Origin of the sequence: Neisseria montereyensis, assembly GCF_024834045.1 — a bacterium.
In the GTDB taxonomy this organism is placed as follows: Bacteria; Pseudomonadota; Gammaproteobacteria; order Burkholderiales; family Neisseriaceae; genus Neisseria; species Neisseria montereyensis.
Genome location: NZ_JANUXW010000012.1, coordinates 41,362 through 52,926, shown reverse-complemented (window position 1 = coordinate 52,926; position 11,565 = coordinate 41,362). Strand labels below are relative to the sequence as shown.

Sequence of the window (11,565 nt, the reverse complement as noted above, 5' to 3'; positions counted from 1 at the left end):
TACCGGGTGAATTGCCTGACGGCGACTACAGTGTAGATGCCAAAGTGAAAGATCCGGCCGGTAACGAAGGCAATGCCAGCGACAAAGGTTCGGTAGACACCACTGCATCTATTACCGTAGAAGCGCCTGACTTAACCGGTGACAACACTCCGACCATTACCGGCACCACCCAAGATGTGGAAGAAGGCCAAGTAGTAACCGTGGTGGTGACCGACAGCACCGGTGCGACCCAAACCATCACCACGACCGTTAAAGCGGACGGCAGCTACAGCGTAGACGTACCGAATCCGTTGGCCGACGGCGAATACACTGCTAAAGCCAGCGTTAGCGACAAAGCCGGTAACAGCGCCACTGCCGAAGACAATAACGGCAATGTGGTTGATACCACCGGTCCGAGCATTAACGTAGATGCTCCGGACAACACCGGTGACAATACCCCGACCATTACCGGTAAAACCGACGCACCGGAAGGTTCGGAAGTGACTGTTGTTATTACCGATGCCAACGGCGCCACCCAAACCGTTACCACCACCGTAAACGGTGACGGCAGCTTCAGCGTAGACGTACCGGGTGAATTGCCTGACGGTGACTACACTGTAGATGCGAAAGTGAAAGATCCGGCCGGTAACGAAGGCAATGCTACAGACAACGGTTCGGTAGATACGATTGATCCTATGGTTAAAGCTGTAGATCAAGAAGTGGTTGAAGCCAGTTCTGCCAAAGTCAGCGGTGTTATTAAAGTTAGTGATGCCGGTGGCGTAGCAACGATTACTGTAGGTGGTAAAGATGTCACTTCTGCATCTGAATCTCATCCTGTTGTGATTAAAACAGATAAAGGTACATTGAGCATCAATGGCTACAATCCGTCTAAAGGTGAAGTAACTTATACTTATACTGAAAACGGACATCGTAAAGACCATTCCGGCGGTGATAACTCTGTAGTCGATAACTTTGTTGTCCGTGTGAAAGATGCTGCCGGTAATACCGCGATGGATCGCTTGGATATTAAGATTACCGATACCGCACCGACGGCTGTAAATGATAGTAATCATATTGGAGAGAAAGAGACCCGAGTTAGCGGTAATGTGTTCGATAATGATCACACTGGTGCGGATACGCCTGTAACCGTGATATCAGGTAATCAAAATGGTCATTACGGTAAACTGGTCTTGGGTACGGATGGTCATTACACTTATGTTTTAGATAATGACAATTCAGCTGTTAAAGCACTGAATAACGGTGAAAAACTGACCGATAGCTTTACTTATACCGTTCGTGATGCCGATGGTGATACTTCTACTGCGAAGTTGAATATTACAATTGACGGTGTTGACAACGATAAGATAAAAATCGGTGATAACGGTTCTAATCCGCACATCCAAGGCGGTGGTGGTAACGATGTATTAATCGGTGATACCGGTGGTACCGAAACCATTATTACCAAAGGTGAGAACTACAATATTGCCATCTTGCTGGATACATCAAACAGTATGGCTAACTTTAGAACACATGACGGTCATTCGTATTTGGATATGGCAAAAATATCTTTACTGAAGTTGTCTAAAGATTTGGCTAACCATGATGGTAAGGTAAATGTAACCTTGATGACTTTTGATAAAACGGCGCATCAAGTAATTGATATTAGAGACTTAAATGAATCTAATGTCGGCCGATTACTGAATCGTATTGATGCACAACAAGGTAATGGTGCAACCAACTACGATGATGCATTCCACGATACGGCAGCTTGGTTCAATAATGTTAGCAAGCAGGGTTACCACAATGTGACTTACTTCTTAACCGATGGCGAACCGACAACTTATGGTGCTAACGGTGAAAGACAACATGGTTCATTCGTTACCCAAAGATCAGTAAATGCAGGCTTACACAGCTTTGAAAAACTGGCAAAAGTATCAGAAGTCCATGCAGTAGGCTTTGCTAAAGGTGTTCAACAAAATACGCTGAAGTATTTTGATACGACTTCCAGCCAACCGCTTCATTATGAAGAGACTACGGTTCACCATATTAATGGTCGTAGACATGTTAATGTGGTTTATCATGGTGAAGCCGGTGAAGCTTCCATTATTGATAACCCGCAAGAGTTGGATGCAGCTTTACAACGCGGTTCGTCAACAACGGTATTGGATGGCGTATCCAACGATACATTAACTGGTGGTGATGGTAACGATATCTTGTTTGGCGATTCTATGAATACGGATCACCTCTCATGGACAAACACTGCAACCGGTACAACCTTTGAAGCAGGCCATCATAACGGTATGGGTTCGGAAGCATTGAATGAATTTATCCGTTGGAGTGAAAACAACGGTTCGGCTGCTACTACCGAGCAAAAAGTCGAGTATGTTCAACAGCATTGGACCGAAATGTTGGATGGCCGTGCCGATGGCGGTAATGACACATTACGCGGCGGTGACGGTGATGACATTCTGTTTGGCGGTGCCGGTAATGATGTATTGGCCGGTGGCGAAGGTGACGATAAATTTGTATTCTTAGCCAATAGCAATAGCGGCCATGATCAAATTTTGGATTTCCAAGCCGGTTCGGACAAAGTGGTATTTGCAGACTTGGTAAGCCCGCAGCAGCTACAAGGTGCCGTTTGGAATGATCAAACCCATACACTCAGCTTTACCGGTGTGGGTACTGATGGTGCTACATACCAAAACAGCATTACATTCTCCGGAATGTCTTCAGGTGAAACGCTGAACAGCATTTTGGAAAACCATGTTGAGTTTCTTGGTTAATTAAATGCTTGATAAAAGGCTCTGCTGAAAAGCAGGGCCTTTTTATTTGGGTATGTTTGAGAAGAAGAATGCAATAGCATCGGTGTTCAATCAAAATCTGTATTTGGGTATATGCTTTTGGGGGTGTTATCTTTGATTATAAGGTAGGTATGTGTATTAAGTCGTTGCCAGTATTGGACATGTAACTCGTCGTTCCGTTTAAACATATATATTTTTTGCATATACATTGGTTTATGGCCGTGTAACGCTTGGAATTGTGTGAAAGTTATTGCGTATGTAGTATCATTGTTATAAAAACAATGTCATAAAATCACTTTGATGTTAGGGGTAAAAATGAGTGTGCCTTTTGGATTGTTGATTAGTAGCGGTAATTGCTTTGATATGAGTCGAGTTGCTGTATTGGATTTGTACGATTATCTCGAACCACTTTTTATGGATAATTGGCGAGATGACCATAACCCGGATAAGGATTATGCGGGTTGTTTTGTAGGTCTGTTTATTGCCGACATTATGCCGTTTTCACATCTGCCAGCTGCCGAATACTACCAAGCCTGCCAATGGGTGGAAGAAGCTGCAGATAAAATCGAATCTATACGCCCTTATAAATCTGAGTTGATGGCCGCTTTACACGCTGACCCACGGTATAAGGCATAAAAAAATAAACGGCTAATCTAATATGATTGCAGCATTATGTAACTATTTCTGCGCTGCTGCCGAAAGTTGTGTGGGCTCTCAAAAATTAAGGCTGTCTGAAAAATACTTCAGACGGCCTTAACTTGTGCAGTATTTTTGTTATGTGTTGGACAGGACAGTTACAACTGCGAAAATCAAGAAACCAACGATTATCGAGATGATATAAAACGGTAGCCTTCTTAATAAATAGGTTAGGTCAATTCTGAAAGTTTGGGTTCGGTATTGGCTTGAATTGGTCAGCAGCCCTGCAAAAAACAGTAATAACAATAATATTTCCATACCCCTCTCTTACTAATGAGTGATTTTGGGCAAACCAGAGAGTTTTTTATGAGTAATGATGAATTATCATAATGTAAATATAAATGTTTATCAATATGGCATATCTAGAGACTTAGGAAGGTGTCTGTATTACGGTGGTGATGAGTGGTGCGGAGTTAAGATTAAACTGCTGGCAGGTGAAATACAGGTCAGTAATGTTGCCATTATGATTGCCAATGTGTTTCAACTGCCCATTTCGGTTAAAATATCAACGCTTTTACTGAGCATTGTTCATTTATTTTCAGACGGCCTTTATGATTGGTATGCTGATTTTGTGTAAAGTCATGAATGAACGTGATACAGTAAAGAAAACATTAGCGATGATGGGCAATGATTTTTTACTGCTTTGAATTGAGGCCGTCTGAAGTTGTGATGAGGCGGTTATGTTTTTCAGTTACAGTAGTTTGAATAATAATATATTATTTTTAGAAATCGATTTCGTATATTTTTGAGGCGCAAGGCCGTCTGAAAAGTTATTTTTAGTTTATTAGTTGAGTAAAGAGAGAATAATGAGTCAATATGTTTATTCCATGCTGCGCGTGAGTAAAGTGGTTCCGCCGCAGAAAACCATTATTAAAGATATTTCATTATCGTTTTTCCCGGGTGCGAAAATCGGGTTGTTGGGTTTGAACGGTGCGGGTAAATCGACTGTATTGCGCATTATGGCCGGCGTGGATAAGGAATTTGAAGGTGAAGCGGTGCCGATGGGCGGGATTAAAATCGGTTATCTGCCGCAAGAGCCGGAGTTGGATCCTGAAAAAACCGTGCGCGAAGAAGTCGAAAGTGGCTTGGGTGAGGTTGCTGCCGCCCAAAAACGTTTGGAAGAAGTCTATGCCGCCTATGCCGACCCTGATGCCGATTTTGATGCCTTGGCTGAAGAGCAGGGGCGCTTGGAAGCGGTGATTGTTGCCGGTTCAAGCACGGCAGGCGGTGCGGAACATGAGTTGGAAATTGCCGCCGATGCACTTCGCCTGCCGGAATGGGATGCGAAAATCGGTCAGCTTTCCGGCGGTGAAAAACGCCGCGTGGCATTGTGTAAATTATTATTGAGCAAGCCGGATATGCTGTTGCTGGACGAGCCGACCAACCACTTGGATGCCGAATCGGTGGAATGGTTGGAACAGTTTTTAGTACGCTTCCCCGGAACCGTGGTGGCGGTAACGCATGACCGTTATTTCCTTGATAATGCGGCGGAATGGATTTTGGAGCTGGACCGCGGACACGGTATTCCTTGGAAAGGTAATTATTCTTCATGGCTGGAACAAAAAGAGAAACGTTTGGAAAATGAAGCCAAGTCTGAAGCTGCCCGCATTAAAGCGATGAAACAGGAATTGGAATGGGTGCGCCAAAATGCCAAAGGCCGCCAAGCCAAATCGAAAGCCCGTTTGGCCCGTTTTGAAGAAATGAGTAATTACGAATACCAAAAACGCAATGAAACGCAGGAAATCTTTATTCCGGTGGCCGAGCGTTTGGGTAATGAAGTGATTGAATTTACCAATGTGAGCAAATCGTTTGGCGACAAACTGTTGATAGACGATTTGAGCTTTAAAGTGCCGCCCGGCGCGATTGTCGGCATTATCGGCCCTAACGGTGCCGGTAAATCGACCTTGTTTAAAATGATTGCCGGGAAAGAGCAGCCGGATTCCGGTGAAGTGAAAATCGGCCAAACCGTGAAGCTGTCGTTGATTGACCAAAGCCGTGACGGCTTGCAAAACGACAAAACCGTATTCGACAATATTGCCGACGGCCGCGATATTTTACAGGTGGGGCAGTTTGAAATTCCCGCCCGTGCTTATTTGGGTCGTTTTAACTTTAAAGGCAGCGACCAAAGTAAGATTGCCGGTAATCTATCCGGTGGTGAGCGCGGTCGTTTGCATTTGGCCAAAACCTTGCTAGCCGGCGGCAATGTCTTGCTGTTGGATGAACCATCTAATGATTTAGACGTAGAAACCTTGCGTGCCCTAGAAGATGCATTGTTGGAATTTGCCGGTAGTGTGATGGTGATTTCTCACGACCGTTGGTTCTTAGACCGTATCGCAACCCATATTTTGGCTTGCGAGGGTGATTCGAAATGGGTGTTCTTTGATGGCAACTATCAGGAATATGAAGCTGATAAAAAACGCCGTTTGGGTGAGGAAGGTGCCAAACCGAAACGGATTCGTTATAAACCGGTAACACGGTAATAATGTAGTTTTTTAAATTCAAATAGTTAGGCAACAGGATATTCGGTTTGGAAATAATGCCGGCCGTTTATCCCTTGTTGCTTTAAGGCAATCGGTTTTCTGATAATATCCAAATGTTTGTTATGGGTTTGGTAGTAAATAATATTGTCTTTAGTGGTATTGTTGTTTTAAGCGATGAGTCAATATGCCGTCTGAAACATTTTCAGACGGCCTTTGTCTGATAATGTGTTGTTAATATTTCAGACGGCCTGTTGAGTGATTCAAGGCCGTCTGAATCATTCGGAAAGCTTTTATGCGTGCTCAATTTATTACATTAGACGGCATAGACGGTGCGGGTAAGTCTACCAATCTGGCGGTTATCAAACATTGGTTTGAAGCGCATCAATTGCCGGTTTTATTTACCCGCGAACCGGGTGGAACGCCGGTGGGCGAGGCGCTGCGTGATATTTTATTGGATCCGGCTACAAAAGCGGGACTGCACACCGAAACATTATTAATGTTTGCCGCACGCCGCCAGCATCTCGATGATGTGATTTTGCCGGCATTGGAAAAGGGCATTCATGTGGTTTCCGACCGTTTCACCGATGCCACATTTGCTTATCAGGGCGGCGGGCGCGGTGTGCCGTTGGAAGCCATTTCGATATTGGAAAATTGGGTGCAAGGGGATTTCCGCCCTGATTTAACCATTTTATTGGATGTGCCTTTATCGGTTTCTATGCAACGGATCGATGCCAACCGTGAAAAAGACCGCTTCGAGCAAGAAAATGCCGACTTCTTTACGCGGGTTCGCGAAGTTTATCTTAACCGTGCCGCCGCTGCGCCCGAGCGTTATGCGGTTATCAACAGTAATCGGGAGCGGGATGAAGTTCAAGCCGATTTGAAAGCGGTTTTAAATAAACATTTCGGCATTTCGGATTAAAGGTTTTATGCCGTTATATTTTCAGACGGCCTGTAATGTGATTATCTTTTAGAAAGCATTCATTATGATATTGTATCGTTGGTTATTGGCGTTAAAGCAGCCGAGCAACCGCTTGTGGGTAACACCGGCTTTGTGGGCGATAGGCGTGGTTTGCTTTATTTTTGCAACCCGTTTGGTCGGTGTATGGATACCGCATGATACTTTGCCTGAAATAGAGTTGGATACTTTAGAAGGGCTGTTGGATGTCATTTCATCCAGCATGTTGGCAGTAACCACTTTTTCGCTGTCTATTATGGTTTCGGCTTTTGCCTCTGCTTCCGGCGGAGCGACACCGAGAGCCACCGAATTGGTGATGGGCGATGACAATACGCGTACGGCCATTGCCAGTTTCTTGTCTTCCTTTATCTATGCCATTATTGCCAGAACCGCTTTAGGGATGGATTTTTACGGGCAAAACGAGCTTTTCATTTTGTTTGTGAGCACGGTTGCCGTATTTATTTATCTGATTGCTACTTTGATACGTTGGGTTTATACCTTGTCGCACTTGGGCCGTATGGACAATACGATTCAGAAAATTCTATCGGCAACGAAAACATCGGTAGCTCATTATTTTTCCGACCCACAATTGGGGGCGGCTTGGCGCGGTGCGTGTAGTAGTCGTGCCAAATTGGTGAGATCCGGATATAGCGGCTATTTAACCCATATTAATATGGCATCTTTGCAGGATAAAGCGGAGGAAGCGGATCTTCATATTCATATTTTAGTGCGGCCGGGCGAATTAGTGATGGAAGATACGCCGCTGATGATGGTGGAAGGTCATGGCGACACGGATACATTGAACCAATGTTTTGTATTCGGTACCACACGCAGTTATGCCCAAGATCCGAACTGGGGCTTTGTGGTATTAAGCGAAGTGGCGCAGCGTGCTTTGTCGCCCGCAGTGAACGATCCGGGCACGGCCATTAGCGTAATGACGGGCATGATGGAAGTGCTAACTGCCGAGCAGCCCGAACAAGATGAAGAATCATCTAAAAAATATAATCGGCTATCTATCAAACCCGAAGCATGTGAAAAATGGATAATGGAAAGTTTTGATCCGATTGCACGCGATGGCGCGAATACGATAGAAGTCGGTTTGGTAATGCAGAAAGTATTGGCCGGTATTTGGCGCAATACCGATAATATTGCCATATCGCAAGCGGCGGCAGAAATGGCATCTATTGCCTTACAACGCTCTGTGCAGGAAATGACGTTTGCGCATGATGCCGAAAGATTAAAAGCTAAGCATTATGCTTTATTCGGCAGTGATTATAATAATAAAGATAGCTGATAAGCACTTTCAGACGGCCTAAGCCCTTTGCGCAAAGCAAAGGGCTTATTGATTTGATTGCTTAATGAGAACCGCCGCCCATAATTTTGGCGACTTCTTCAGGGTCGTTGTATACCCCGAATTTATCGACCACGGTAGCGGTTGCCTCGTTCATGCCGATAACGTCCACCTGTTTGCCTTGCTGCCGCATTTTAATCACCACTTTATCTAAAGCGGAAACGGCGGTGATGTCCCAAAAGTGGGCATTAGTTAAATCAATCACCACCGAGTCAACGGCTTCTTCAAAATCAAAAGAGCGGATAAATTGTTCGGACGAAGCAAAAAATACCTGTCCGATTACACGATAACGGCGGCTGTTGGTGCCTTCGGTCCATTCGCTGCGAACCGCCATAAACCGCCCGATTTTATTAGAGAAAAACAGTGTGGCCAGCAATACGCCGACAAACACCCCTAAAGCCAGATTGTGGGTGAACACCACCACGGCAACGGTCGCCAACATCACAATATTGGTTGAAAGCGGATAAACAAACAGGTTTTTCAGAGACACCCAAGAAAACGTGCCGATAGAAACCATAATCATCACCGCCACTAAAGCAGCCATCGGGATAATTTTGATTAAGTCGTCTAAAAAGACCACCATAATAATCAGAAAAATACCGGCCAATAAGGTGGATAAACGTGTCCGTCCGCCTGATTTTACATTAATTACCGATTGGCCGATCATGGCGCAGCCGGCCATGCCGCCCATCATACCGGCGGCGATATTGGCAACGCCTTGCCCTTTACATTCGCGGTTTTTATCGCTGGGCGAATCGGTCATTTCATCGACAATCGTTGCCGTCATCAGGCTTTCCAGTAGACCAACGGCGGCGAGGCTGACCGAGTAGGGCAGGATAATCCACAAGGTTTCCCAATTCAAAGGAATATCCGGTATTAGGAAAACAGGCAGCGTGTCGGGCAATGCGCCCATGTCGCCGACCGTATGGATATTTAAACCTAAAGCCACCGATACAGCGGTTAATACGACAATACACACCAGCGGGGAGGGAATCACTTTGCCGACAACAGGCAAGCGCGGAAACAGGTAAATAATGGCCAAACCGGCTGCCGTCATAGCATAAACATGCCAAGAAACATCGGTGAGTTCGGGCAGTTGTGCCATAAAAATCAAAATAGCCAGTGCATTCACAAATCCTGTTACTACCGAGCGCGAAACAAAGCGCATCAGACTGCCCAATTTTAAATAACCGGCGACCACTTGTAACACGCCGGTGAGAACGGTTGCCGCAAAGAGGTATTGCAGGCCGTGATCTTTAACCAGTGTGACCATCAGCAGTGCCATCGCACCGGTAGCGGCCGAAATCATGGCCGGGCGGCCGCCGGTAAAAGCCGTAACAACGGCAATACAGAAAGAGGCATATAAACCGATTTTGGGGTCGACGCCGGCAATAATCGAAAATGCAATGGCTTCGGGAATGAGCGCCAAAGCGACAACGGTTCCCGAAAGAACATCACCGCGTATATTGGAAAAAAAGTTTTTTTGGATAAAGGTAAGCATTAAATTCCTGATGATTTTTATTTATTCATTAAGGCCGTCTGAAAAAACAATAGGCCGACCGGCTAGCCATGACTCAAAATGGTTGAGATAAAGGAAAGGCAAAGACAAGATGATCGGTTTTGAACCGGTACTGCTAAACGGAATCTGTTGAAACCTGCAATAAGACAGTGGGAACAAACGTAAACAAGGGGATAAGCCCTGAGTTTCCCAAATGGTTTTGACTAGATCAATTCTATATCGCCCGAGTCGGTCGGTTGTTGAAATACTGCCGACTACATAAATGACGACAAGCTTTCGAAAATATTGCCGACGTTTAAATATCGTCGGCGGCGAATTGTAACGCAGGCAGGATTGGGTTTCAAATTTTCTCGGAAGATAATGCTCAGGTTGCTCAGGCTAGGGGGCTTAGTGTGGTGGTTTTGTTTGATAAAGGCCGTCTGAAATTTTTTTCAGACGGCCTAATATGTTGAATCATTTATTAAGCTTTGGTAAACAATTTTTCTTTCGGTAAACGCGATTTGGGCAGGCGGGCATTAAAGTCTTCTGCTTCGTCGCGGTAGCCCAAAGCGATTACGGCCAGAGCGGAATAGCCTTTTTTATGCAGTTCAAATTCTTCATCCACTTTCGCCATATCCACTCCTTCAATCGGCGTAGCGTCCAAACCTAATTGGGCGGCACCGAGCAAAACGGCACCGAAAGTCAGATAGGTTTGTCGGGCATGCCAGTGGGGTTCGTCTTTGTAGTTATAACGGTGGATATTTAAAAACATCTTGCGGGTATTGCGCATTTGGGTTTTGTTGGCTTCTTCGGCAAAGCGGCCGTCTTTGTCTTCTTGTTCGAGAACGGCTTCTAAGTGCTCATCATCAGCGAAGACTTTGCTGCAGAATACGATAATGTGGGAAGCATTCTTGATTTTGGGGGCATTGTAGGCATAAGGGCCTTCTGCCGCTTTGGCAATGCGTGCTTTACCGGCATCATCGTCGGCAATAATGAAATGAGAGGGTTGTAAATTGGTGCTGCTCGGGCTGAATTGGAGGATGTGCTCGATTTGGGCAAAGTCTTCCGCCGATATTTTTTTGCCGGCATCATATACTTTGGTGGTGTAACGCCAGTCGAGTGCTTCTTTTAAAGTCTTCATAATGGTCTTTCTTGGGTTAAAAAGTTAACGTTGTAAAAATATTATGCCGTATATGGCCGTCTGTCTGAATATAATCATTGCCGATAGCTATTGGCTACATGGGTATGGCTATATGGCTTTCAAGATTATTTATATATTATTTACCTTTGCTTGTTTATTTTTTATCATGCGATGGGTAACCGATCAATCATCGGAATGGATTTATTCTTCTTCAGGCCAGTCGCTTTTCAAGGCGGCGCGGATGGTATCGCTATCGAAACCCCGGTAAGCCAGAAAACGCATTTGCTTTTGCATCTCTTTCATATCTTGCGCGGGTTGTTTGAATTTTTTATGCAGCACGTCAATTGCTGTTTGCAATTCTTGCTCACGGCTGGGCAGAAAAGATGCGGCCGTTTCATTATCAATGCCTTTTTGCTGCAAGCTTTGTTTCAGGCGTAGGGTACCGTGTCGTTTGCTTTTACCGTGTATATAGGCTTCGGCAAAGCGTTTGTCCGATTGCCAGTTTCTTTCGGCCAGTTCGTCTAAAAGCTGATTTAATTCGTTTTCATTGTCGGCATAAGGTGCCAGTTTGCGTTTCAGGTCGGCGCGGCTGATTTCTTGGCGGGCAAGTATATTTAAGGCACGGGTGCGGAGGGATAGGGGTTGCTTCATATTAAAATAAGGT

The 11,565-nt window shown here is 45.1% G+C and carries 9 protein-coding genes; 6 read left to right on the top strand and 3 right to left on the bottom strand.

Annotated elements, in window-relative coordinates; genetic code table 11:
- The 6 genes from NXS09_RS10135 to NXS09_RS10110 form a co-directional block, all read left to right on the top strand.
- Positions 1-2,762, top strand: a 2,762-nt coding sequence (locus tag NXS09_RS10135; protein ID WP_259292398.1) for an Ig-like domain-containing protein, incomplete at its 5' end; no start/stop codon positions are given.
- Between the two features lie 381 nt (positions 2,763-3,143).
- Positions 3,144-3,416, top strand: coding sequence for a hypothetical protein (locus tag NXS09_RS10130; protein ID WP_259292397.1), 273 nt, complete (start codon positions 3,144-3,146; stop codon positions 3,414-3,416).
- Positions 3,417-3,789: 373 nt separating this feature from the next.
- Positions 3,790-4,053 carry a hypothetical protein gene (locus NXS09_RS10125; protein ID WP_259292396.1) on the top strand — a complete coding sequence of 88 codons (264 nt, stop codon included), beginning with the start codon at positions 3,790-3,792 and terminating at the stop codon, positions 4,051-4,053.
- 226 nt (positions 4,054-4,279) lie between these two features.
- A complete protein-coding gene (gene ettA / locus NXS09_RS10120) occupies positions 4,280-5,956 on the top strand; it encodes an energy-dependent translational throttle protein EttA (protein ID WP_259292402.1) in 1,677 nt (558 codons plus the stop codon).
- A 292-nt stretch (positions 5,957-6,248) separates the two neighbouring features.
- Positions 6,249-6,875, top strand: coding sequence for a dTMP kinase (gene tmk, locus NXS09_RS10115; RefSeq protein ID WP_259292395.1), 627 nt, complete (start codon positions 6,249-6,251; stop codon positions 6,873-6,875).
- 64 nt (positions 6,876-6,939) lie between these two features.
- Positions 6,940-8,205, top strand: coding sequence for a DUF2254 domain-containing protein (locus tag NXS09_RS10110; protein WP_259292394.1), 1,266 nt, complete (start codon positions 6,940-6,942; stop codon positions 8,203-8,205).
- A 61-nt stretch (positions 8,206-8,266) separates the two neighbouring features.
- Here the strand turns inward: NXS09_RS10110 and NXS09_RS10105 are convergent, their stop codons facing one another.
- From NXS09_RS10105 to recX, 3 genes are all read right to left on the bottom strand, one after another.
- The gene (locus NXS09_RS10105) at positions 8,267-9,763 is read right to left on the bottom strand and encodes a SulP family inorganic anion transporter (protein ID WP_259292393.1); all 1,497 of its coding nucleotides are present in this window, start codon (positions 9,761-9,763) and stop codon (positions 8,267-8,269) included.
- 478 nt (positions 9,764-10,241) lie between these two features.
- Entirely contained in the window at positions 10,242-10,901 is a 660-nt protein-coding gene (gene nfsB / locus NXS09_RS10100; RefSeq protein ID WP_259292392.1) for an oxygen-insensitive NAD(P)H nitroreductase, read from the bottom strand.
- A 201-nt stretch (positions 10,902-11,102) separates the two neighbouring features.
- Positions 11,103-11,552, bottom strand: coding sequence for a recombination regulator RecX (gene recX, locus NXS09_RS10095; protein ID WP_259292391.1), 450 nt, complete (start codon positions 11,550-11,552; stop codon positions 11,103-11,105).
- Positions 11,553-11,565: the final 13 nt, after the last annotated feature.

Bases quoted from the DNA above. Each gene is read 5' to 3' on its own strand.
- NXS09_RS10130 (WP_259292397.1), top strand. From the start codon at position 3,144: ATGAGTCGAGTTGCTGTATTGGATTTGTACGATTATCTCGAACCACTT.
- NXS09_RS10125 (WP_259292396.1), top strand. From the start codon at position 3,790: ATGATGAATTATCATAATGTAAATATAAATGTTTATCAATATGGCATA.
- tmk (WP_259292395.1), top strand. From the start codon at position 6,249: ATGCGTGCTCAATTTATTACATTAGACGGCATAGACGGTGCGGGTAAG.
- NXS09_RS10110 (WP_259292394.1), top strand. From the start codon at position 6,940: ATGATATTGTATCGTTGGTTATTGGCGTTAAAGCAGCCGAGCAACCGC.
- NXS09_RS10105 (WP_259292393.1), bottom strand. From the start codon at position 9,763: ATGCTTACCTTTATCCAAAAAAACTTTTTTTCCAATATACGCGGTGAT.
- nfsB (WP_259292392.1), bottom strand. From the start codon at position 10,901: ATGAAGACTTTAAAAGAAGCACTCGACTGGCGTTACACCACCAAAGTA.
- recX (WP_259292391.1), bottom strand. From the start codon at position 11,552: ATGAAGCAACCCCTATCCCTCCGCACCCGTGCCTTAAATATACTTGCC.